Raw genomic sequence first — 22,188 nt, forward strand, 5'->3', positions numbered from 1 at the left:
GCGGAGGCGTGTCCTCCGTGGCCAGTACACGGGTGCCGCGGGCACCCGTGCCATCACGTCCGCCACCGTTCCCTCGGGGCCGGTCCGGGCGTTCATTCGATCCTCGCGGCACGCGTCCTGGGCGCGCGGGGACCTGGAACCGGGAGCAGTACATGAGTAGTGACTTCGACGTCGCCGATGTCGGCTACGAGGGCGAGGAGGGCGCGGAGACGACCCCGCTGCCCGTGGTCGCCGTGGTCGGCCGCCCCAACGTGGGCAAGTCCAGCCTCGTCAACCGCATCCTCGGCCGCCGGGAGGCGGTCGTGGAGGACGTGCCGGGTGTGACCCGCGACCGCGTCGCCTACGACGCCGAGTGGCAGAGCACCAGGTTCACCCTGGTCGACACCGGCGGTTGGGAGACCAGCGTGAGCGGGCTGGCCGCCATGGTCGCCCGGCAGGCCGAGTACGCCGCGCAGACCGCCGACGTGATCCTGTTCGTGGTCGACGCGACCGTGGGCATCACCGACGCCGACGCCGCCGTCACGCGTGTCCTGCGCAGCACGAAGCGCCCCGTGGTGCTGGCCGCCAACAAGGTCGACGGCGAGATGCAGGAGCCTGACGCGCTCGCCCTGTGGAACCTGGGCGTGGGCCAGCCGTACCCGATCAGTGCGCTGCACGGCCGCGGTACCGGGGACCTGCTGGACGCGGTCGTGGACGCCTTCCCCGAGCAGCCCCAGGGCGAGGTCGAGGAGGACACCGAGGGCGGGCCGCGTCGGATCGCGCTGCTGGGCCGCCCGAACGTGGGCAAGTCCAGCCTGCTCAACCGGTTGGCCGACGAGGACCGCGTGGTCGTGGACTCGGTGGCCGGCACCACGCGTGACGCCGTCGACGAGCTCATCGAGCTCGGCGGCCAGACCTGGAAGTTCATCGACACCGCCGGTATCCGCCGCCGTTTCCGCGCCCTCCAGGGCGCCGACTACTACGCGACGATGCGCACCGGCAACGCCCTGGAGCGGGCCGAGATCGCGGTGGTGCTGATGGACGTCAGCGAGCCGCTGGCCGAGCAGGACATCCGGGTGGTCGAGCAGGTCGTGGAGGCGGGGCGCGGCCTGGTGCTGGCGTTCAACAAGTGGGACATCCTCGACGAGGAGCGCCGTACGTACCTGGAGAAGGAGATCGACCGCCAGCTGGCGCGGGTCTCCTGGGCGCCTCGGGTGAACGTCTCGGCCAAGACCGGCCGCCACATGGAGAAGCTGGTTCCGGCGATCGAGACGAGTCTGCGCGGCTGGGAGCAGCGGATCCCGACCGGGCAGCTGAACAACTGGCTCAAGGAGCTGGTCGCGGCGACCCCGCCGCCGGTGCGCGGCGGCAAGCAGCCCAAGATCCTGTTCGGGACGCAGGCGGGGGCGCGCCCGCCGCACTTCATCCTGTTCACGACCGGGTTCCTTGAGGACAACTACCGGCGCTTCATCGAGCGTCGCCTGCGGGAGGACTTCGGGTTCGACGGGTCGCCGGTGCACATCAGCATGCGCATCCGGGAGAAGAAGAACGGCGCGGTGGGCCGTGCCTCCAAGGGCAGCGTCCGTGCCGACCGCAAGCCGCGCGGCCGGCGCTAGACGCACCGAACCGGCGTCAGGGGAGGCGGCGGACGTTGCTCCGACGGGTGGAGGGGCGGCCGTCGTCCGCCCGCCTCGGACGGTGCGGGGCGGGTCGGCGCGGCGGTACGGGGATGGCCGGTGCCCCCGGCAGGGGCCGACCCGCGCTCTCCTTCATCCGCCACACCACCAGTAGACCCACCGCCCCCGCGAGCATCACCAGCCACGCGGGGGCGTACAGGTTGCCGGTGGCGTCGATGAGCGCCTCCGACACCAGCGGGGTCGTGCCGCCGAACAGGGCCACGGACACGTTGAAGCTGATCGCCAGCGCGCCGTAGCGGACTTTGGTCGGGAAGAACGCGGGCAGGGCGGCCGGGGCGGCGCCGGAGAAGTGGACCAGGGTGAGGGCCAGCAGCACCACCCCCAGCGCGATGGGCACCGGCTCGCCGCGCTGCATGAGCCAGAACGCCGGCAGGGCCAGGACCAGTGAGCACACGCAGCCCGACAGCAGGACGGGTCTGCGTCCGACCCGGTCGCTGAGGCGCCCGAACGCGGTGACGGAGCAGAGCATGAGTACCATCGCCGCCACGGTCAGGACGAGGCCGAGGGGGGAGCTCAGGCCCAGTTCGGCGTTCAGGTAGGTGGGCAGGTAGGCCGTGACCATGTAGTTGTTGACGTTGAACACCATCACCAGCCCCACACACAGCGTCATGGCGCGCCACTGGTCGAGGACCGTCGCGCGGAACTGGCCCCTGCGTCGCCCGCCCCTCCCGCCGCGCGCGAAGCTGTCGGAGGCGTCGGCGAAGACGGGTGTCTCGTTCAGGCGCACGCGCAGGTAGAGGCCGACGACGCCGAGGGGGAGAGCGAGCAGGAAGGGGACCCGCCACCCCCAGGCGAGCATGGCGTCGTTCCCCAAGGCCAGAGTCATCACGGTGACGACGGCGGCACCGCCGACGTAGCCGCTCACCGTCCCGAACTCCAGCCAGGAAGCCAGGAAGCCCCGGCGCCGGTCGGGCGCGTACTCGGCGATGAAGGTCGTCGCGCCGCCGTACTCGCCGCCCGTGGAGAAGCCCTGGAGCATGCGCGCCGTGAGCAGCAGGACGGGCGCGGCGACGCCGACGGCGGAGGCGGAGGGGATGAGCCCGATCGAGAAGGTGCTGCCGGCCATGAGCAGCATGGTGGTGGCGAGGACGCGTTTGCGTCCGATCCGGTCGCCGAGCGGGCCGAAGAACAGGCCGCCGAGCGGGCGCACGAGGAAGGCGGCGGCGAACGTGGTGAACGTGGCGATGAGCTGCGCGCCCTGGGTCTGTGCCGGGTAGAAGACCAGGCCGATGGTGACGGCGAGATAGCTGTAGACGCCGAAGTCGTACCATTCGGTCGCGTTGCCGATCGCCGCCGCGGCGACCGCCTTGCGGGTCGTACGGTGGTCGGTGGACAGGGCTGTCCGGGTCTCGGGCTGCTCGTCGGGCACGTTCCCCCCTCGTGTCGTCCGTCCGATTATCACCCTCCGCATAGTGAATATCACTTGGTGTCGTTTTCTGGTGTGGTTCGTTCCGGAGGGCGATAGCGTGGCGTGAGGGCGAGGAGAGGGAGTCATGCGCAGGGTGATGATCAGTTCGTGCCTGGTGGGACGCAGGGTGCGGTACGACGGCGGCGCCAAGACGGTCGAGGACGAGGTGCTCTCCCGGTGGCGGGCGGAGGGGCGGCTGGTCCCGTACTGCCCGGAGGTCGCGGGAGGGCTGCCGGTCCCGCGTCCGCCGGCCGAGATCGAGCCCGGGGCGACCGCAGTCGACGTCCTGGAGGGCGGGGCGCGTATCCTCACCCCCGACGGGGAGGACGTGACCGGGGCCTTCGTCGCCGGCGCGCGTTCGACCCTGGCCACCGCCCGCGCGCGCGACGTCGCCGTGGCCGTGCTCAAGGAGGCCAGCCCCTCGTGCGGGGGCAGGGTCGTCTACGACGGGACCTTCACCGGACGGCGCGTTCCGGGGGAGGGCGTCACCGCGAGACTCCTGCGCGACCACGGCGTGGAGGTGTTCGGCGAGGACGAGCTCGCGCGGGCGCGCGCGTTCCTGGACGCGCTCGACGGGGTCTGACCCGGCCGTACCGGGCCGGTCGGCCCGCCGGGGGCGGTGTCCCTGCCGTGGTGCGGGGCCGCCGGAATGTACGGTAGGGTTTCACCCGTTGGCGGCGCCGGAGACGGGGCTTGGCCGACGGTACGGGACGTGGCGCAGTTTGGTAGCGCACTTGACTGGGGGTCAAGGGGTCGTGGGTTCAAATCCCGCCGTCCCGACGGATGAGGGGTGTTCACCAGGGTGAGCGCCCCTTTCGCGTGTCCGGGGCGGGCATGTGCGCGGGCGCGCCGCGCGCGGATCCGGAAACCGCGCCCCCACGCCGTCCGGGCCGGGCGCTCCGCGGTCCCGTCACCTCCGACACCGACCACCTCGTCCCACCAACCGGGGGCGGATGCCCCTGGGTGCGCGTCCGGCAGCCCCGGCGGTTCAGGGGCGCGCAGCCGCGCGGTCCGCGCGCTTGGGCCGCAGGCCGACCAGGGCGATCACGGCCAGTCCGACGGTGATGGCGGCGCACACGTACCCCACGGTGGAGAAGGCCGAACCGAAGGCGGAGCCGGCCGCCGCGGTCACCTGCTCGGCGACCTCCGCCGGGAGCGCACCGACCGCCTGACGGGCGGAGTCGATCCCCTCCCGCGCCGAGGCCGCGGTGTCGGCGGACAGGTCTTCCGGCAGCAGGTCCCCCACGCGTAGCCGGTAGACCGCGGTCGTCAGGCTGCCCAGGACCGCGATGCCCAGTGCCACGCCCAGCTCCCCGCCGGTCTCCGACAGGGCCGCCGCCGATCCGGCGCGTTCCTCGGGTGCCGACGCCACCACCAGGTCGGTGGTCAGTACCGTCGTCGGGCTGAGGCCGAGTACGGCGAGCGCGCCGCCCGTCACCAGGATCCACAGCGGATCCGTCACGTCGACCCGGGCCAGGACGAGGTACCCGGTCAGGGAGAGCGCCGCGCCCGCGGTGATCACCGTCGGCCCGCCCCAGCGGGCGGCCAGGGCGGGCGCGGTGAGCGATCCGGCGATCGCGGACAGGGCGATGGGCGCCGTCAGCAGTCCGGCCCGCAACGGGGACAGTCCGACGGCGGACTGGAGGAACTGCGGGATGAGGAAGTTCACCGACGTCACGGTGAAGATCCCGACGACGAGCAGGGACAGCGCGGTGCGGAAGGCCCGGGACCCGAAGAGCGCGGGGTCGATCAGCGGTGTCGCCAGGGTGCGCTGCCGACGGACGAGGGCGGTGCCCAGGACGGCGCCGAGGACGAGAACCGCCAGGCCTGCGGCGTCCGGGCCCGAGTCGACCAGTTCCTTGAGGCCGTACACCAGGCTGAGCACGGCCGCGATCGACAGTGCCACGCTCACCGCGTCGATCCGGGACGGGGACGGGTCGCGGCTCTCCGGCAGCAGGAGGGGGCCGAGCAGGACCACCGCCGCCATGACGGGTACGGCCACGACGAACACCGAACTCCACCAGAACGCCTCCAGCAGGGCGCCGCCGACGAGCGGTCCCAGCGTCACACCGACGGAGAACGTGGTCATCCACACCGCCACCGCGGTCGTGCGCTGGCGTTCGTCCCGGAACATCGTGCGGATGAGCGCGAGGGTGGACGGCATCAGGGTGGCCCCGGCCGCGCCGAGGGCGGCACGGGCCGCGATGAGTGACAGCGGACCGCTCGCCAGCGCCGCCCACAGCGAGGCCGCGGCGAAGGCGGCCGAGCCGATCAGGAGCAGGCGTCTGCGCCCGACACGGTCGCCGACCGAGCCCACGGTGACGAGCAGTCCGGCGATCACGAAGCCGTAGACGTCCATCGCCCAGAGCCACTGGGTCGGTGTCGGTCCGAGGTCGGCGGCGATGCGCGGCGCGGCCAGGAACAGGACGCTCGCGTCGACGGCCAGTACGAACAGCGGCAGCGCGAGCAGACCCAGCCCCAGCCACTGCCGTCGGCCCGCGCGTGCCGGTATCCCGGTGACCATGCTTGTTCTCCGTTTCCCGTTCAGATCCGATACGAGCCGGATCGGATCATGAGTCGGAAAGAACGGGGGCGTCAATGGGTCAGCGCTCCGTCGCGGGTGGACGGCCCCGCGACGCGCACATCGACACGGCGGTGCTGGACGCGGTCTCCGCCCTCCTGGAGGAGGACGGCTACCGGAGCCTGGCGATCGAGAAGGTGGCGCGCAGGGCGCAGGTGAGCAAGGCGGCCGTCTACCGCCGCTGGCCCAACCGTCAGCTGCTCGTCCTCGCCGAACTGGAACGGCGCATGGGCGGGGTCGAACCGCCGAGCACCGGGTGCACGCTGTGCGACCTGGACGAGGCGCTGGCCCTCTTCGCGCGTACCTTCCGGTGCATGGGGCCGGAGTTCCTCAGCCCGCTGCTCGCCGACTGCTCAGGGGACGAGGAGCTGCACCGCCGGTTCATGGACACGCTCTTCACCCCGCCGCGGTCCGCCGTGCGCGACACCCTGGAACGGGCGCGCGAGCGCGGCGACCTGCGTGACGACGTCGACCTCACCCTGGCCGTCGACACCCTGGCCTCACTGGTCCACTACCGTCTGCTCTTCGGGCACGCCCCCGTGGACGGGCGCGAGACGGCACGGGCGGTGACGGTCCTGCTCCGCGGCCTGGCCCGCGACTTCGCCGCGCTGGAGGCCGAGGCGGCCGGGCACTCCGCGACCGCGAACGGCGGCTAGGGCCGTTCCCCGGACCGCGTGTTCGCGCCGTCGGTCCGGGGCGCGCGACGATCAGCCGGTCGCCGCCGGCGAAGGCCGGTGGAGGCCGCCCCGGTTCGTGTGCGCGTTCACCGATCGTGCGGGGGCGGTGGTTCGGCGGGGGCGGGGGAGTCGGGACCGGGAGCGGCCCGTGCGAGCCCGGCGGCGGCGCGGCCGAACGCCGGTACCGTGACCGCGGCCGTGTAGAGGGCGGCGCACACACCCAGGACGGGGGAGATCCCCACCAGGCCGATCCCCACGCCGACCAGGGGTGCGCCCAACGGCGCGGCCAGGCGCGCCAGGGCTCCCACCGTCGCCGTTCCGCGCCCGACCATGGGTCCGGGCAGCCGCTCGAAGACCACCGCGGACAGGATCGGGTTGATCAGTCCGCCGCCGACCCCTCCCACGCCCCACACGAGCAGAACCGCCCACAGGGGTACGTCCAGTGCCAGGACGAGGACCCGCGGCGGGCCGGAGAGGACGAACGCGGCGAAGAACGTCCAACGGCGCGGGAGCCGGTGGCCCACCCAGACCGCCGTGAACGAGCCGAGCGCCGCCCCGCCGCCGAGCACGCCCGCGGTCAGCCCCACCGCCTCGGGGCCGAGTCCGTGCCCGTGGACCCACAGGGGCAGTGCGACCGTCATGACGGCCGTGTCGACCAGGTTGGTGACCATGATCATCGTGACGAGCGCGCGCAGCGGCAGGTCGCCCCACACCGTCCGCCACCCGGCGTACAGCCGGGCCAGGTAACCGGCTCCCTCCTCCGGTGCCGTGTCCGCGTCCGGGCGGGCGCGCGGAACCAGGGCCGCCAGGGTCGCTGACGCCAGCACCATGAGCGCGGCGTTGAGGGCCAGGGCGGGGAGGGCACCCACCAGGGCGACGAGGGCCCCGGCGGCCACGGGGCCGACGGTCTGGGAGAGGCGGTCCACGGTTCCGGTCAGGGCGGTGACGCGCTCCAGGCGGATGCCGGTGGCGGTCGCCACGGACGGTGAGAGCGAGACCTTGGCCGTTTCGGAGGGGCCGGTGGCCAGGCCGACCACGGACACGAGGGCGAGCAGGAGGGGAAGCGACAGCAGGTCGGCGGCGTGCAGTGCGGGAACGCTCGCGAGCGCGGCGGCGGCCACCAGGTCGAGGCGGACGCTGACCGCGCGCTGGCCGACACGGTCCAGGAGCGGGCCGCCCAGCAGCCTGGCCAGGGTGTAGGAACCCATCTCGACGAGGGTGACCAACCCCATGCGGGCGGGGCTGTCGGTGCTCTCCAGAACGAACCAGGGGACGGCGACGAGGGCGAGCCGGGTGCCGGTGTAGGCGAGTGCCTCGGCGGTGACCAGTCCGACGAGGGCACGGCGGCTCACGGTTGTTGCCGTCCGCCGTCGGGTTCGTCCCGTGCGGCGGGGCGGGCGTCGTCGGGGTCGGGGCTGGGGAAGGCGGCGAACTGGACGCGTACCACCCGGCTGCCGGGCGCCTCGGCGTCGGCGCGCTCTCCGGGTGCACGCGCGTACCGGTCGAGGACCGCGCGGATCTCCTCGCGCATCGCGGCGAGTTCGTCGACGGTGAGCTGGGTACGGCGCTCGCCCATGACCTGCGCCTCGCGCCAGCCCCCGGGCTGGGAGGACCACACGTCGACGGCGGAGCCGAGCTGCTCGGACCAGCGGGCGGCGAGGGCGAGCCGGACGGCCGTACTCAGTTCGGGGGCCTCGGAGTCCAGGTGTTCGGGCAGGCGGAAACCGGTGTGCGGGGCGCGCCACCAGCGCTCCCTGGACGTGCCGAGCTCGGGCGCCTCCTCGACGAAGCCGTGGGTGTGCAGCTGGCGCAGGTGGTAGCTGGCCGAGGCGGAGGCGATGCCGAAGTGCTCGGAGACGGTCTTGCCGGTGGCGGGGCCGTGCGTCTGGAGCAGGGCGAGGATGCGCAGGCGCAGCGGGTGGGCGAGTCCGCGCAGGGAGCGGGCGTCGGGGACGGCGGCGTTCTCGAAGGGGTCGGGGACCTCGTGGGGGGTGGTCATGGCGTGAGGGTAGATGCCCAAGACTTCTTGGCCAAGGGGTGTTGGCCAAGAAGTCTTGGGTGTCGGTGGCGCCCGGGCGGGACGAGGGCCTCCGTCGGCAGCGGCCCCGGGTGAGGTCCGCCTCCCTCCGCAGGGCGGACCCGGTGGCCGGGTTCGGTGGCCGGGTCGCTCCGCGTGGTCCGTCTCCGTATGCTGCGGGAACGCCGGGCGCCGCGATCCACCCTCCAGGACGCGGCTCGTGCCCGGTGACCTGCACAGATATTCCTGCCATTAGGCATATGGGGTAAATTTCTCGTATCGTCTGCCAAGTACCCCTCGCCCCACAGGCACCATTCCGCGAGCCTCCGTGTGCGGAAGGCGACGGTTCCGGGCCCCCGACCTCCTCACCGGCGCACGGGCTCGCCAGCGGTACCACCCATGGAGCTGACATGACTCGCAAACCCGGATCGCCCTCCCCGACGCCCTCGGGCCGCAGTGGAGCCCGCGTCCGCCTCGGCGTCGCCGCCGTGTGCGCGGCCGCCGTCGTCACCGTCCCCCAGGCCGCCCACGCGGACCCCGAGGACCTGGACATCGACGAACTCAACGCCCGGGCCGACGACCTGGAGGAGACCTACGACGGCGAACTCCTCCAGTTCAACGAGATCGAGGAGCGTGCCGAACAGGCGCAGCAGGACCTGGAGGAGATCGAGGAGCAGCTCGACCGGTCCCGCTCCGGAGTGGCCCAGATCGCCGCCAGCCAGTACATGAGCAACGGGTTCGACCCCGCCCTGGACATCGTCTTCAGCAGCGAGCCCGAGGAGTTCTACACCGACGCGGCCATGGTCGAGCAGGTCGGCCGCAGCCAGTCCGAGCAGATCTCCGACCTGGTCGAACTCAGGGAGGACCGGGAGGAGACGGCCAAGGAGGCCGAGGAGGAGCTCGCCGAGGCCCAGGAGCTGATCGAGGGCCTGGAGGAGCAGCGCGACGAGGTCGAGGCCCTCATCCAGGAGTACGAGGCCGCCCAGGTCCCCGAGGAACCGGCGACGCCCGCCACCGGCAGCATCCCCGCCAGCGTGCGCGGCTGGGGCTTCGACGGTGCGACCCCGCGCATGGCGGCCATCCGCGACGAGGTCATCCTCAACGTCGGCGTCCCCTACGAGGTGGGGTGCGCCCGCAACAGCAACGACGACCACGGGTCGGGGCAGGCCTGCGACTTCATGGTCGCCGGCATCGGCACCTACCCCTCCGGCGGGAACCGCAGCACGGGCAACGCGATCGCCCAGTACGCGATCGACAACGTCGACCGCCTCGGCGTGAAGTACGTCATCTGGGAACAGCGGATCTGGCACTCGCAGAACCGCCAGTGGGTCGGGATGAACGACCGCGGCAGCGTCACGGAGAACCACTACGACCACGTGCACATCTCGTCGTACTGACACCGCCCGGCGCGGCCGGGTGTCGGTCCGGCGGGAGCGGGGTAGCGCTGTCTACGAGGGCCGTTCGCGCGGACGCGCCCACGCCCGCGCCGCACCACACGCGCGGCCCCGCGGAGGGGGGAACCCGCCATGGCCGAGCACGAGGTGGCCGTGCAGACGGCCGGTGTGTCACTCAACGGGAGCCTGGTCGTCCCCGCCGACCCCGTCGGCGTGGTCGTCTTCGCCCACGGCAGCGGGAGTTCGCGGCACAGCCCCCGGAACCGGATGGTGGCGTCCGTCCTCCAGGAGGCCGGGTTCGCCACCCTGCTGTTCGACCTGCTGACCGAGGACGAGGAGCGGATCGACCGCGTCACCGCCGAGCAGCGCTTCGACATCGACCTGCTGACGGGACGGCTGTCCGGCGCGGTGTCCTGGCTCGGCGGCCGTGCGGACACCCGGCCGTTGCCGGTGGGTCTGTTCGGGGCGAGTACGGGGGCGGCCGCCGCGCTGCGCAGCGCCGCGGACCAGTCCGACCTGGTCGGATCGGTGGTGTCCCGGGGAGGCCGCCCCGACCTCGCGGGCGCGGCGCTCGCCCGTGTGCGCGCACCGGTCCTGCTCATCGTCGGGGGAGCGGACCATCAGGTGCTGGCGCTCAACGAGGAGGCCGCCCGGCGGCTCGGCGGGCCGCACGAGGTCCACGTCGTTCCCGGCGCCACGCACCTGTTCGAGGAGCCCGGGGCCCTCGACCGGGTGGCCGACGCGGCCGCCGACTGGTTCGCCCGGACCCTGCGGGCCGGGAGGGGAGCGGCCTGAGGCCCGCGCCACGCGTCGTCCCCCGCGGCCGGGCGGTCCGAGCGCCCCCGGGAGTGCGATAGGGTTTCACCTGTTGGCGGCACCGGAGACGGGGCCGGGCCAGCGGTACGGGACGTAGCGCAGTTTGGCAGCGCACTTGACTGGGGGTCAAGGGGTCGTGGGTTCAAATCCCGCCGTCCCGACGGATGAGGGGCGTTCACTGAGGTGAGCGCCCCTTTCGCATGTCCCGTGACCGCTCCTCCCGCGTGTGCCGACCACTGCGGGGGCCGGGCCGACGCGCTCAGGCGGTCGGTTCCCCCTCGCTTTCCAGCGCGAGCACGAGCAGGGTGATCATGCGGGTGGCGGCCTCCCACTGTTCGACTGTTAGGCCGGGGAACCGCTCGCGCGGCAGCGGGGTGGACTCGATCTCCCACGCGACGTCGCCCAGCGGCACGTCGGTGCCCCGGATTCTCAGCCCCGACACCGGACGGCGGTCGGGGCCGGGTGGAGTGAAGCGCGAACCGTACTCGACGTGTGCGGCGCAGGCGAGGTTGTCGGGGGTTTCGGATCCCAGTGCCAGCAGCTCACGCACCAGCACGCGGGTGAGCTCCTCGGCGTTCGCGCAGGAGTCCGCGTCCACAAGCGCGCGGATGAGTCGTCGGCGGGGTTGCGGGTTCACCATGGCGAGATGATACGGACCCCGCCGCCGTGACCACGCGCCCGGTCCGGGGCCGCGGAGCCGACCCCTCGGCCGGGGCGGTCGAGGGCGTGCCCCCGGAGGACGCCGCCGGCCACCGACCCGGTGCGGAGCCCCTCGGCGGCACGTCTACAGTCTCAGGCATGGACGGGCGCACCCACACTCGGCGACAGCGCACCCTCGCGGTGCCGCTGGTCGCGTTGGTGGTCATGTGCTTCCTGTGCGCCCTGTGCCACACTGCCGTCCCCGAGCCGCCGCCACCCGTGGCGGCGGACTGTCCGGACCTGGTCCAGGAGAGCGCCGAGTCCCGGCCCGGCGACCCCTCCCCGGCCGTCCCGCACTCGTGCGAGGCCACCCAGGCCCACGGGATGGCCACCGCCGCGCCCCTGTTCCTCCTCGCGCTCGGCACTGTCCTCACCCTCACGCTGCTGCTGGCCCCACGGCCCGGACCGGCGCGCCGCGCCACCCGCCACCGCCCGTCGCCCCCGCACGGCCACGGGCTCCTGACGCTGCTCTGCGTCCAGCGGGTCTAGAACACGGCGAACACCCACCGGCCTCCCCACCGGGAGGTGTCCCGCCGTGCCCGGAACACGGGCGCGGCCCCGACGTGACCGTGTTCCGGGCGTGCCCGCGCACGCCCCCGACCCCAGGACCTTCCCCATGAGCAAGAACCTCGTCATCACCCTCGGCCTGATCCTGGTCGCCGCCCTCGGGATCGGTCTCCTGGCCGTCCTCGACGACGACGGCCCCGCCGCCCCCGCGCAGGGGGCGCAGGGCGACCCCACCGCCCCCGCGCCCACGGCACCGGCCGAACTGCTGGTCCGCGAGGACAGCCGCCACCTGGACCGGGTGGCGCGGGCCCCGGTCACGGTCGTGGAGTTCCTCGACTTCGAGTGCGAGGCGTGCCGTGCCCAGTTCCCCGTCATGGAGCGGATCCGGCAGGACTACGACGGCAGGATCAACACGGTGATCCGCTACTTCCCGATGCCCGGGCACACCAACTCCGAACCCGCCGCCGCCGCGGTGGAGGCCGCCGCCCGGCAGGGCGCCCTGGAGGAGATGTACGCCCGGATGTACCAGACCCAGGCGGAGTGGGGCGAGTCCCGCGAGGACCGGAGTGAGGTGTTCGTCGGCTTCGCCGAGGACCTGGGCCTGGACGTGGCGGAGTTCCGCCGGACCATGGAGTCCCCCGAGACCCTGGAGCGGGTGCGCTCCGACTTCGAGGACGGCGTCGCGCTCGGCGTCCAGGGCACCCCGACCATCTTCGTCAACGGACGTCCGACGCCGAGCATGCCCGGTTACGACACCCTCGCGGCGATGATCGACGCGGAGCTGGAGGGATGAGCGCCCCCTCCGCCGCCCGCCGGGCCGCTCACCTGCCGCCCGGCGCCGGGGTCACCGTCATCAGCCGGGCCCTGCCGTGGCTGCTCACACTGGGCGGAGCCGTCGGACTCGCCGCGTCGGCCGCCCTGCTCCTGGAGAAGCTGCGGGTGCTGGCCGACCCCGGCCACGTCCCCGCGTGCAGCATCGACCCGGTGCTCTCCTGCGGCACCGTCATGGCCACCCCGCAGGCGGAGGCGTTCGGTGTCCCGAACCCGGTCGTCGGCGTCGCCTGCTTCGCCGTGGTCACCACCGTCGGCGCCGCCCTCCTGGCGGGAGCCGGGCTCCGCCGCTGGTTCTGGCTCGGACTCCAGGCGGGGGTGGTGTTCGGGGCCGCCTTCGTGCACTGGCTGATCTTCCAGAGCCTGTACCGCATCGGAGCCCTGTGCCCCTACTGCGTGGTGGTGTGGGCGGTGACCGTCCCGCTGTTCTGGTACGTCACCCTGCACAACGCGCGTTCCGGCCACCTTCCGGTACCCGGCGGGCTCCGGCCCGCCGCGGAGGTCCTGGCGCGCAACCACACGGTGGTGCTCACGGTGTGGGCGCTGGTGATCGTGGGCGCGGTCGGCCAGGCGTTCCGGACCTACTGGTCCACCGTGCTGTAGGTCCGGCCGGCCGCTACCCGCCGCGCAGGTGGTCGCGCAGCGCCCGCGCCACCCGTGCCATGAGCGCGTCGGCCTCCGGCTGCACGACCGCCGACACACGGGACTCGGTGAGGGCGGCCACGGCGAACGCCTGGCCGTCCCCGTGCTCCACCACGCCGATCTCGTGGCGCAGGTGGAGCAGCGTCCCGGTCTTGGAGGACCACCGCGTGGAGTCGGAGGTGAAGTCGGGTGCCAACCGGTGCCGCAGCATGTTGGCGCCCATCAGCTCACGCACGCGCGCGGCCACCTCGGGCGGGACCCTCGACGGGGTCCACAGCGCCGCCAGCAGGTCGACGCACGCCCGCGCCGACGCGGTGTTGGTCCGGGTGACGTCGAGCTGGGGGACCGGGTGGCCGCGCCCGGCGGTGCCCGCGCGGATCGCCAGCGCGTGGGCGAGGTGGGCGTCCCCCGGGGCCAGGTGGTCCTCGGGCGTCTCCCGGAGTTCGCGGATCGCGTGCCGGACGGTGACGCCGCCGATCCCGAACTCCCGGAGCACGCGGGCGACCTCCTCCGGGGGGACCTTCCCGAACAGCAGGTTGGCCGCCTGGTTGTCGCTCAGGCAGAGGCTGAGGTAGACGAGGTCCTCGACGGCGATCCGCGCCGGGTGCCGGAAGCGGCTGAGCCCGAACGGTCCCGGGACGCCCCCGTCCCCGGGGCGGACCTCCACCGGTTCGGCGCCGTCGAGCCGGCCCCGCCGGACCAGCTCCAGTACGGCGATCGCCAGGGGGACCTTGACCACGGAGGACGTGGGGTACTCCAGGTCGGGCTCGATCCCCAGCTCCCTCCCGGAGGCCAGCTCCCGCACCAGGAACGATCCCCGCAGACCGCCCTCGTCCAGTTCGTGGCGCAGCTCCCTCAGCAGTGCAGTGTCGCCCATCGCCCGTCCCCCTCCCTCACCCGCGCGCCCAGACAGCGCGCGACGTCCTCGCCCAGGTCTGCGCGGATACGCTCCGCCTCGTCCCCGGTCACCGCCCTGACCTCGTAGCCGCGCACGAGTCGCGGCTCCCCGAGCGGCCGCCAGTGCAGGCCCAGTTCGGCCGCCTGGGCGCGTGAGCACAGGAGGAGGTCGCGCGACCCGAACACCTCCGCCACCGCGGTGGTCAGCGCGGAGGCGACCGTGACCTGCGCCGGACGCAGACCGACGGTGTCGCGCACCCGCAGGACCCGGTCGCGCACGTGCGGCACGTCGTCCTCCGGTTGGAGCCACACCCTCCGGGGCGCCGACCGCTCCGTCCGGCCCGCCCGCAGCGTTTCCAGGTGGACCGTCCGCACGCTCGGCTCCTCGGCCCCGGCCACCCCCAACGGGACCGACCACCGCGCCTCGTCCTCGGGCACCTCGACGACCGCCGCCCGCACCTGCTGGGTGCGCAGCAGTTCGGCCCTTCGCTCCGGCGGCGCCGGGTGGAAGTCCAGGTGCAGACCCCGGCGCCGCGCGGCCGCGTCCAGCCGGGCGAGGGCACGCGTGGGGCACAGGTCCGGGACGGCCAGCCGGACCGGTGCCAGCCGCGCGCGTTCCGCGTCGTGCTCCATGGCCTCGGCCAGTTCGACCAGGCGCCGGGCCGAGGGCAGCATGTCCCGGCCGAACTGGGTCAGGGCGGCACCGCGGGCGGAGCGGTCGAACAGCCGTGCCCCCAGGTGCCGTTCCAGGGCGGCGACGCGGCGGCTGGCGACGGGCTGGGGGATGCGCGCCGCCGCCGCGCCCAGGGTGAAACTGCCGCGGTCGCTCACGCTGACGAACGCGCGGCAGGCGCCGACGAGGTCCATGGCCGCACAGTATGCCAAAAGCGCATGGAAACCGTCGCCCGTGTCTTGGACAGCATGGCCCGGCCCGGGGGAGACTTCCGGGCACGGGCCCTCCGGCGGGGACGTGCGTGTGCGCGCGGCACGCACGCCCGTTCGGCAGTGCCGCCGCCCGGCGGCGGGGCCCGGTCCACCTGCACACCCCACCCCAGGGGAAGGAAGGCGTACACGCCATGTCGCATCACCTCTCACGTCTGGCCAGGACCGCGGCGACCGCCGCGCTGGCCCTCGTCCCGCTGGTCGGCTGCGCGACGACCGGCGAGGCCGGTTCCGGGACCACCGCCGCACCCTCCGCCGCGTCCGTGTCCCCGCAGGAGTACGCGGAGCGGTTCGCCGCGCTGGAGGAGCGCTACGACGCCCGGCTCGGCGTCTTCGCGGTCGACACCGGTACCGGGGGGACCCTCGCCCACAACGCCGACGACCGGTTCGCCTACGCCTCCACCCACAAGGCGTTCTCGGCCGCCGCCGTGCTGCGGCGGAGCTCGGACGAGGACCTGGAGCGGGTCATCACCTACACGGAGGAGGACCTCCAGGAGTACGCCCCGATCACGCAGGAGAACCTCGACACCGGGATGACCCTCCTGGAGGTCTGCGACGCCGCCGTCCGGTACAGCGACAACACCGCCGCCAACCTGCTCTTCGCCGAGCTGGGCGGGCCGGGCGGGCTCCAGGAGGAGCTCCTGGCGGTCGGTGACGACGTCACGCACGTCGACCGGATCGAGCCCGGCCTGAACGAGGCGGTGCCCGGCGACATCCGCGACACCAGTACGCCGCGCGCCATGGCCGCCACCCTGCGCGCGTACGCGCTCGGCGACGTCCTGCCGGAGGACCGCCGGGAGATCCTGGTCGACATGCTGCGGCGCAACGTCACGGGCGACACCCTGATCCGGGCCGGCGTCCCGGACGACTGGACGGTGGGGGACAAGACCGGCGCCGCCGGTTACGGCGGCCGCAACGACATCGCGGTCCTGTGGCCGCCGGAGGGCGACCCGATCGTCCTGGCCGTGATGAGCGGCCGCGACACCGAGGACGCCGAACACGACGACGCGCTCGTCGCCGACGCGGCGGCGATCGTGGCCGAGGCCATGGGCTAGGTGTACTGACCTGGAAGCGTTCGGCGGCCCGCCGTAGCGGCCAGTCGTCCTCGACGACGCACTGGGCCAGGGCCAGGCGTCCGGCGGGGGTCAGGCGGGCGTTGGCGTGGGTAGTGTGGGGCATCGAGGGCTTCCTGGTGTTCGGTGTAGACGTCGCAATCCACACCGATACCGGAAGCCCTCTTCGCTTGTGTCAAGCGGGGTGGGTGTTACCAACCTCCGTGGTCAGTACAGCTAGGGCGCGCAGGGCGGGGCGGGTGTCCGCCCCGCCCGGCTCACAGCGCCCGCGCGTGCTCCCGCAGGACGCGGACCGCCTCGGCGACGGCGGGGCGGCGGGAGGTCCCCTCGCGCCAGAGGACGGACACGCCGCGGACCGGGGCGGGCTCCATCGGCCGCACCACGACGGAGCCGGGGACGGCTCCCCGGCCCAGACGCGGGACCATCGCCACACCCAGACCGGCCGCGACCAGCGCCACCTGGGTCTGGTACTCGCCGACCAGGTGGGCGACGTCCGGTTCGGCCCCCACCGCGCGCAGTGTGCGCATCAGCCAGTCGTGGCACACCGTTCCCGGAGGCTGGCAGATCCAGCGGGCGGAGGCCACGTCCTCGCGGCGCAGGACCGGGCGGCCGGAGAGCGGGTGGTCCGGCGGCAGCAGGACGTCGCACACGTCGCGCCCGATCCTCGCGCGCGCGACCCCCTCAGGGACGGACATCGGCGCGATGTCCCAGTCGTGCACCACGGCCAGGTCGACGACCCCCTGCGCGACCATGCGCGGCGTGGCGTGCGGGTCCTCCTCCACCAGCCGCGGGTCGAGCGCGGGGTGGGCGGCGCACAGTTCGGCCATGACCCCGGGCAGCAGGCCGCGGGCGGCGGTGGAGAACGCGGCGACGGTCAGTCGGCCGCTGGGCCTGCCGCGCCGCTCCTCCAGGGCGACCTCGGCCTCCTCCACCAGGGACAGCACCCGGGCGGCCGTGTCCACGAGCAGGACGGCGGAGTCGGTGAGTACGACCCCGCGCCCCCGCCGTTCCAGGAGGGTGGCGTTGGTCTCGCGTTCGAGCTTGGCCACCTGTTGGGAGACCGCCGACGGCGTGTAGCCGAGCGCCTCGGCGGCGGCGCCGACGGACCCGTGGACGTGTACGGCGTGCAGGGCGCGGAGTCTGGCGAGGTCGAGCACGGGCGCTCCTTCCGGCGGGTGCACCCGGACAATGTAGCAACGCTGAATCCGACCGTACAGAACTCTTCGCTGGTGCTGAATCCACACCGTCGGCATCATCGGATCCATGCGTCCGGTTCACATCGCCCTCGCCGTGCTCGTCGCCGCGGTGTGGGGTATCAACTTCGTCGTCATCGAGGTCGGTCTCGACCACGTCCCGCCGCTCCTGTTCTCCGCCCTGCGCTTCCTCGTGGCGGCGGTCCCGGCGGTGTTCCTGGTGCGCCGACCCGGGGTCGCGCTCGGGTGGATCGTGCTGGTGGGGCTGGTGCTCGGCGTGGCCAAGTTCGGCCTCGTCTTCACCGGGATGAACCTGGGCATGCCCGCCGGGCTCACCTCGCTGGTCCTCCAGGTCCAGGCGGTCTTCACCGCGCTTCTGGCCGTGCTCTTCCTGCGCGAACGCCTGGGGCCCCAGCGGTACGCGGGGATGGCGGTGGCGCTGGGCGGGATCGGGGTCGCCGCCTACGACCAGGGCGCCTCCGGGCCGATGACCGCGTTCCTCATGATCGTGGCGGCCGCCGCGTGCTGGGGGCTGGCCAACGTCATCACCCGTCGGGCCGCGCCGCCCGACGCCCTGAGCTGGATGGTCTGGGTCAGCCTCGTGCCGCCGCTGCCGCTGTTCGCGCTCTCCCTGGTTCTGGAGGGGCCCGAGGCCGGGCTCACGGCGCTCCGGGAACTGGACGCGGCGGGGGTGGGCGCGATCCTGTTCGTGGCGTGGGGGGCCACGCTCTTCGGCTTCGGCGCCTGGGGATTCCTGCTCCGCCGCTACGACGCCTCGGCGGTGGCGCCGTTCTCGCTCCTGGTGCCGGTGTTCGGCATGGCCTCGGCGGCGCTGCTGCTGGGCGAGGAGACCACCCCGCTGAGCCTGGTCGCCGCCGTCCTGCTCGTGGGCGGGGTCGCCCTGACGTCGCTCAGCGGCCGCGGGCCGAGGTCCGCACCAGCCTCCGTCGGCGCCGCCGGGCCCGTGCGTGACCCCAGACCCGCCTGTGCTCCCGACGGCGCGGCCGGCCCCCGGAGTTAGGTCCCGGGCGGCCCGCGGCGCCGCGCTCCCAGGGCGTCCTCCTCCTGCCCATCGGCCGCGCACCTCCCCCGGCCGCCGGTGGCGCGCCCGCGGGGTCCACGCGGGTAGCGCCTTCGGCGGGTCCCGTGCTCCCCGCCGAAGCGTCGCGTCGGCGAGGGCTCCTCGTGCCAGTGTACGAACGACGCCCCGACCACCCGGGCGGGCGGCCCGCGGTCACGGCCCGTCCGCCCCCGGACCTGCCTGGTCCCCGGAGGAGGAGTGTGGGAGGGTTCCCACGGATCCGGGCCCGCCGGATCCGGGCCCCGCGGTGGCGGCGGCCCCCAGCCGAAGGAGACGTGATGGCCGACAACGGACGGGACCACGACTACGACGTCCTGGTGGTCGGCGGGGCGGGGGTGGACACGATCGTCCGGGTGCGGGAGCTGGCCCTGCCCGGGGGCGACGCGGTGTTCGTGCCACCCGTGCACGACTACGTGGCGCACACCGGCAACGGGGTGGCGCTGGGCTGCCACGCGCTGGGCATGGCCACGAAGTTCATCGACTTCCTCGGCGACGACCTCCAGGGCCGGATGGTGCTGGAGTCCTACGCCGAGCGGGGGCTCGACTTCAGCCACGTCGTCTCGCCGCACGGCACACCGCGCGGGGTCAACCTGGTGGACGAGCGGGGGCGGAGGTTCTCCTTCTTCGACGGACGCCACCCGCAGGAACTGCGGATGCCCCGCGAGTTCTACCTCCCCTTCGTCGAACGCGCCCGCCACGTGCACATGTCGATCATGAACCACAACCGCGACATGTACGACGATCTGGAGCGGCTGGGGGTGGGCACCTCCACCGACCTCCACGACTGGGACGGCGCGGAGTCCCACCATCTCGACTACGCCCTGCGCTCCGACCTGGTCTTCCTCAGCGCCGCCGCGATCCGGGGACACGAGGAGCGGGTGATGCGCCGCATCCTCGACGAGGGTCGGGCCCAGCTGGTCGTGGCCACCGAGGGGGAGGAGGGCTGCCGCGTCCTGGCGCGCGGGGAGTCCGGGCCCCGCCACTTCCCGGCCGTCCGTCCCGAACGCCCGGTGGTCGACACCAACGGCGCCGGCGACTCCTTCGTGTCCGCCTTCCTGTACACGCGGCTGGCGGGCGGCGACGTGGCGGAGTGCGTGCTCGCGGGGTCGGTCGCGGGCGCGTTCGCCTGCGGCGGTCACGGCACGCACACGGAGTTCGTCGACCGGCCCACCCTCCGGCGTCTGGCCGGTGCCGCCGCGGGTCCCACCGTGCCCTAGGGTGGGCCGCTGGGAGGGGCGTTGAACCACGAGATGCGAAAGCGCCGCGTCCGCCGGGGCGTGTGTGATCCGGGAGGGGCGGACGGCACGTGCTGAGACTGCGCGGTCGGGAGTACGGGCCGGACACGACACTGATCATGGCGATCGTGAACCGGACCCGGGACTCCTTCTACGACAACGGCGCCACCTGGGACGACGCCCCCGCCTTCGAACGGGTGCGCGCGGTGGTGGCCGAGGGCGCCGACATCGTCGACATCGGGGGTGTCAAGGCCGGACCCGGCGAGGAGGTCGGCGCCGAGGAGGAGAGGCGCCGCACGGTGGACTTCGTCGCCGCCGTCCGGGCCGAGTTCCCGGACCTGGTGATCAGCGTCGACACCTGGCGCGCGTCGGTGGGCCGCGCGGTCTGCGAGGCCGGCGCCGACCTGCTCAACGACGCCTGGGGCGGCCACGATCCCGAACTGGCCGAGGTCGCCGCCGAGTTCGGCGTGGGACTGGTGTGCACCCACACCGGCGGCCTGACCCCCCGGACCGGCCCCCTGCGGCCCTCCTACGACGATGTCGTGCGCGCCGCGATCGACGGGACCGTGGCGCTCGCCGAGCGTGCGGTTTCCCTGGGTGTGCACCCGCACTCGGTCCTGATCGACCCCGCGCATGACTTCAACAAGAACACCTGGCACTCGTTGGAGCTCACCCGCAGGCTCGACGAGATGACCGACACCGGCTGGCCGGTGCTGGTCGCGCTCTCCAACAAGGACTTCGTCGGCGAGACCCTCGACCTTCCGGTGGGTGAGCGGCTGACGGGAACGCTCGCCGCGACCGCGGTGTGCGCCTGGCAGGGCGCCCAGGTCTACCGCGTCCACGAGGTCACCCCGACCCGGCAGGTCCTGGACATGGTCTCCGCCATCCGTGGTGTGGCACCCCCCGCCCGGACGGTTCGGGGGCTGGCGTGAGGAGGAGCGCGTGATCGTCGCGACCGCGGTGTGCCCGCACCCGCCGCTGCTGCTGCGTGAACTCACCGGCGCCCAGGACGTCGCCGCCGACCTGCGCGGTGTCTGCGAGTCTGCGGTGTCCGTCCTGCTGGCCACGTCCGGTCTGGACCGGATCGTCGTCGTGGGCGGCGCCGACACCTCCCGCCGGGGCGTGTCGGGCCGCGTGCCGACGCGGATCTACGCGGACGCCCCGCGGTTCGGCCCCGACGACGTGGGTCCGGGGGAGGGCGCCGGTCCCGCCACCGCGGAACTGCTGCCCCTGAGCCTGGGCGTGGCCCGGCGCCTGCTCGACTCCGTCGCGCCCGACACCCCCGTCGAGACGGTCACCGTCGCCTGGGACGCCTCCGCCGAGGAGGTCGCGCGGCTCGCGCGCGCCGTGGCCGGCCGCGCCGAGCGGGTCGGGCTGCTGGTCATGGGGGACGGCGGCGCCCGCTGGGGGGTACGCGAGCCCGGACACCTGGACGCCGTGCCCGTCGACGTCGACGAGGTGGTCCGCCGGGCCCTGGCCTACGGGGACACCGGGGCGCTGACGGCCCTGGACCCGGGACAGGCGGCCGACCAGATGGTCGCCGGGCGGGCGGCGCTCCAGGTGATGGCCTCGGCCGTGGCGCTGGGCGGCACCAGCGTCGGGGCGGAACTCCTGTACGCCGACGCCCCCTTCGGCGTCACCTACTTCGTGGCGGTGTGGTCGTGCGCCTCCTCCTGAACGACGTCGTGCCCGGCGCGGCCGCGCCCGGTGACCGGCTGGGGCCGAAGGACCTGGAACGGCTCTACGCCTATCCGGACGTGACCGCGCGCCCCTGGGTGCGCGCGAACATGGTCGCCACCCTGGACGGCGCCGCCGCGGGCAACGACGGGCGCACCGGCTCCATCAACACCGACGCCGACCTGGTGGTCTACACGCTCCTGCGGGACCTGGCCGACGTGGTCCTGGTGGGCGCGGGGACGGCCCGGAGCGAGGGGTACCGGCGCACCCCTGCCCGGTCCGCGCGTTTCCGGGACCGGGCCGCCGCCGAGGGGCGGCCGACGTGCCCGGTGACGGCGGTGGTCAGCGGTGCGGCCCAGGTGCCGCCGCTGCTGGCCGCCCACGCCCCCGACCACGGCGACGTCCTGCTCGTCACCTGCGCCGGCGCGGGCACGGAGGCGCTGGACCGGGCACGCCGCGTGATCGGCCCCGACCGGGTGCTCGTGGTCGGGGAGGAGTGCGTGGACCTGCCCGCCGCCGTCGACGCCCTGCACGCCCGCGGTCTGTCACGGATCCTGTGTGAGGGCGGACCCCGACTGCTGCGCGACGTGGCGGCCGCGGACGTGCTCGACGAGCTGTGCCTGACCGTGGTGCCCCTCCTGGCCGCGGGGGTGCAGCAGCGCGTCACGGCGGGGGCCGGGGTGGACCGGGCGCTGGTCCCCCGGCTGGTGGTCGAACAGGACGGTACCCTGCTGCACCGCTGGATGCGTCCCTGAGGCCGTGTTCGTCGCGGGCCTGCGCTTCGGCCCGTGTGCGGGTGCCCTCAGGACAGGGATGCCCCGTCCCCGTCCCCGCCTGCCGCT

General features: G+C 73.9%; 22 protein-coding genes, 2 tRNA genes and 1 pseudogene. 16 read left to right on the forward strand and 9 right to left on the reverse strand.

Translation table 11 applies throughout. The annotated features are described in order from the left end of the window. Positions 1-152: 152 nt before the first annotated feature. Positions 153-1,595 (forward strand): ribosome biogenesis GTPase Der, encoded by a 1,443-nt coding sequence (gene der, locus ACTVAJ_RS02345; RefSeq protein WP_470386340.1) that lies wholly within the window; start codon positions 153-155, stop codon positions 1,593-1,595. Positions 1,596-1,611: 16 nt separating this feature from the next. Here the strand turns inward: der and ACTVAJ_RS02350 are convergent, their stop codons facing one another. Further along, the gene (locus ACTVAJ_RS02350; protein ID WP_470386341.1) at positions 1,612-3,045 is read right to left on the reverse strand and encodes an MFS transporter; all 1,434 of its coding nucleotides are present in this window, start codon (positions 3,043-3,045) and stop codon (positions 1,612-1,614) included. 124 nt (positions 3,046-3,169) lie between these two features. Between ACTVAJ_RS02350 and ACTVAJ_RS02355 the strand changes: the two genes are divergently transcribed. Beyond that, positions 3,170-3,667 carry a 2-thiouracil desulfurase family protein gene (locus ACTVAJ_RS02355; protein ID WP_470386342.1) on the forward strand — a complete coding sequence of 166 codons (498 nt, stop codon included), beginning with the start codon at positions 3,170-3,172 and terminating at the stop codon, positions 3,665-3,667. A 123-nt stretch (positions 3,668-3,790) separates the two neighbouring features. Next, positions 3,791-3,864: transfer RNA gene (locus tag ACTVAJ_RS02360), tRNA-Pro, on the forward strand. A 208-nt stretch (positions 3,865-4,072) separates the two neighbouring features. Here ACTVAJ_RS02360 and ACTVAJ_RS02365 read toward each other — a convergent pair. Continuing rightward, entirely contained in the window at positions 4,073-5,608 is a 1,536-nt protein-coding gene (locus ACTVAJ_RS02365; protein ID WP_470386343.1) for an MFS transporter, read from the reverse strand. A gap of 74 nt (positions 5,609-5,682) precedes the next feature. Here ACTVAJ_RS02365 and ACTVAJ_RS02370 point away from each other — a divergent pair, with 74 nt between their 5' ends. Continuing rightward, positions 5,683-6,321: a TetR/AcrR family transcriptional regulator gene (locus ACTVAJ_RS02370; RefSeq protein WP_470386344.1), complete on the forward strand. Its 639-nt coding sequence runs from the start codon at positions 5,683-5,685 to the stop codon at positions 6,319-6,321. A gap of 107 nt (positions 6,322-6,428) precedes the next feature. Here ACTVAJ_RS02370 and ACTVAJ_RS02375 read toward each other — a convergent pair whose 3' ends face one another. Together ACTVAJ_RS02375 and ACTVAJ_RS02380 are read right to left on the reverse strand one after the other, a co-directional pair. After that, complete coding sequence (locus ACTVAJ_RS02375) at positions 6,429-7,694, reverse strand: MFS transporter (protein ID WP_470386345.1); 1,266 nt, start codon at positions 7,692-7,694, stop codon at positions 6,429-6,431. Further along, complete coding sequence (locus ACTVAJ_RS02380) at positions 7,691-8,341, reverse strand: helix-turn-helix domain-containing protein (protein ID WP_470386346.1); 651 nt, start codon at positions 8,339-8,341, stop codon at positions 7,691-7,693. Before ACTVAJ_RS02380 ends, ACTVAJ_RS02375 begins: the two co-directional genes overlap by 4 nt. 428 nt (positions 8,342-8,769) lie before the next feature. On the opposite strand from ACTVAJ_RS02380, the gene ACTVAJ_RS02385 reads away from it, so the two are divergent. The 3 genes from ACTVAJ_RS02385 to ACTVAJ_RS02395 all read left to right on the forward strand — a co-directional run bounded on the left by ACTVAJ_RS02385 (position 8,770) and on the right by ACTVAJ_RS02395 (position 10,730). Beyond that, positions 8,770-9,756 (forward strand): coiled-coil domain-containing protein, encoded by a 987-nt coding sequence (locus ACTVAJ_RS02385; protein WP_470386347.1) that lies wholly within the window; start codon positions 8,770-8,772, stop codon positions 9,754-9,756. Positions 9,757-9,885: 129 nt separating this feature from the next. Then, entirely contained in the window at positions 9,886-10,548 is a 663-nt protein-coding gene (locus ACTVAJ_RS02390) for a dienelactone hydrolase family protein (protein ID WP_470386348.1), read from the forward strand. 108 nt (positions 10,549-10,656) lie between these two features. Further along, a tRNA-Pro gene (locus ACTVAJ_RS02395) sits at positions 10,657-10,730 on the forward strand. Between the two features lie 98 nt (positions 10,731-10,828). Here the strand turns inward: ACTVAJ_RS02395 and ACTVAJ_RS02400 are convergent. Beyond that, positions 10,829-11,209: a hypothetical protein gene (locus ACTVAJ_RS02400; protein WP_470386349.1), complete on the reverse strand. Its 381-nt coding sequence runs from the start codon at positions 11,207-11,209 to the stop codon at positions 10,829-10,831. A gap of 158 nt (positions 11,210-11,367) precedes the next feature. On the opposite strand from ACTVAJ_RS02400, the gene ACTVAJ_RS02405 reads away from it, so the two are divergent. From ACTVAJ_RS02405 to ACTVAJ_RS02415, 3 genes are all read left to right on the forward strand, one after another. Next, positions 11,368-11,757 carry a hypothetical protein gene (locus tag ACTVAJ_RS02405; RefSeq protein ID WP_470386350.1) on the forward strand — a complete coding sequence of 130 codons (390 nt, stop codon included), beginning with the start codon at positions 11,368-11,370 and terminating at the stop codon, positions 11,755-11,757. A gap of 127 nt (positions 11,758-11,884) precedes the next feature. Next, positions 11,885-12,568: a DsbA family protein gene (locus tag ACTVAJ_RS02410; RefSeq protein WP_470386351.1), complete on the forward strand. Its 684-nt coding sequence runs from the start codon at positions 11,885-11,887 to the stop codon at positions 12,566-12,568. Next, a complete protein-coding gene (locus ACTVAJ_RS02415; RefSeq protein ID WP_470386352.1) occupies positions 12,565-13,209 on the forward strand; it encodes a vitamin K epoxide reductase family protein in 645 nt (214 codons plus the stop codon). Before ACTVAJ_RS02410 ends, ACTVAJ_RS02415 begins: the two co-directional genes overlap by 4 nt. A 13-nt stretch (positions 13,210-13,222) precedes the next feature. Here ACTVAJ_RS02415 and ACTVAJ_RS02420 read toward each other — a convergent pair whose 3' ends face one another. Both ACTVAJ_RS02420 and ACTVAJ_RS02425 read right to left on the reverse strand, forming a co-directional pair. Then, complete coding sequence (locus ACTVAJ_RS02420; protein WP_470386353.1) at positions 13,223-14,125, reverse strand: serine hydrolase; 903 nt, start codon at positions 14,123-14,125, stop codon at positions 13,223-13,225. Then, entirely contained in the window at positions 14,104-15,012 is a 909-nt protein-coding gene (locus tag ACTVAJ_RS02425) for a LysR family transcriptional regulator (RefSeq protein ID WP_470386354.1), read from the reverse strand. The genes ACTVAJ_RS02420 and ACTVAJ_RS02425 overlap by 22 nt, the downstream gene beginning before the upstream one ends. Before the next feature lie 209 nt (positions 15,013-15,221). On the opposite strand from ACTVAJ_RS02425, the gene bla reads away from it, so the two are divergent. Then, the gene (gene bla, locus ACTVAJ_RS02430) at positions 15,222-16,142 is read left to right on the forward strand and encodes a class A beta-lactamase (protein ID WP_470386355.1); all 921 of its coding nucleotides are present in this window, start codon (positions 15,222-15,224) and stop codon (positions 16,140-16,142) included. 1 nt (position 16,143) lies between these two features. Here bla and ACTVAJ_RS02435 read toward each other — a convergent pair. Next, positions 16,144-16,266: pseudogene (locus ACTVAJ_RS02435) on the reverse strand (IS481 family transposase); the annotation flags it as partial. 151 nt (positions 16,267-16,417) lie between these two features. Continuing rightward, positions 16,418-17,317 (reverse strand): LysR family transcriptional regulator, encoded by a 900-nt coding sequence (locus tag ACTVAJ_RS02440; protein ID WP_470386356.1) that lies wholly within the window; start codon positions 17,315-17,317, stop codon positions 16,418-16,420. A gap of 106 nt (positions 17,318-17,423) precedes the next feature. On the opposite strand from ACTVAJ_RS02440, the gene ACTVAJ_RS02445 reads away from it, so the two are divergent. The 5 genes from ACTVAJ_RS02445 (at position 17,424) to ACTVAJ_RS02465 (ending at position 22,101) form a co-directional block, all read left to right on the forward strand. Further along, the gene (locus ACTVAJ_RS02445) at positions 17,424-18,374 is read left to right on the forward strand and encodes an EamA family transporter (protein ID WP_470386357.1); all 951 of its coding nucleotides are present in this window, start codon (positions 17,424-17,426) and stop codon (positions 18,372-18,374) included. Positions 18,375-18,712: 338 nt separating this feature from the next. Continuing rightward, positions 18,713-19,651, forward strand: a complete 939-nt coding sequence (locus ACTVAJ_RS02450) for a carbohydrate kinase family protein (protein WP_470386358.1) — start codon at positions 18,713-18,715, stop codon at positions 19,649-19,651. An 89-nt stretch (positions 19,652-19,740) separates the two neighbouring features. Continuing rightward, positions 19,741-20,601 (forward strand): dihydropteroate synthase, encoded by an 861-nt coding sequence (gene folP / locus ACTVAJ_RS02455; RefSeq protein WP_470386359.1) that lies wholly within the window; start codon positions 19,741-19,743, stop codon positions 20,599-20,601. Positions 20,602-20,611: 10 nt separating this feature from the next. Further along, positions 20,612-21,346 (forward strand): class III extradiol ring-cleavage dioxygenase family protein, encoded by a 735-nt coding sequence (locus ACTVAJ_RS02460; protein ID WP_470386360.1) that lies wholly within the window; start codon positions 20,612-20,614, stop codon positions 21,344-21,346. After that, positions 21,325-22,101, forward strand: a complete 777-nt coding sequence (locus ACTVAJ_RS02465; RefSeq protein ID WP_470386361.1) for a pyrimidine reductase family protein — start codon at positions 21,325-21,327, stop codon at positions 22,099-22,101. The genes ACTVAJ_RS02460 and ACTVAJ_RS02465 overlap by 22 nt, the downstream gene beginning before the upstream one ends. The last annotated feature ends 87 nt before the right edge of the window (positions 22,102-22,188 follow it).

It is taken from the genome of Nocardiopsis sp. KDC1DS13DA1, assembly GCF_055632325.1.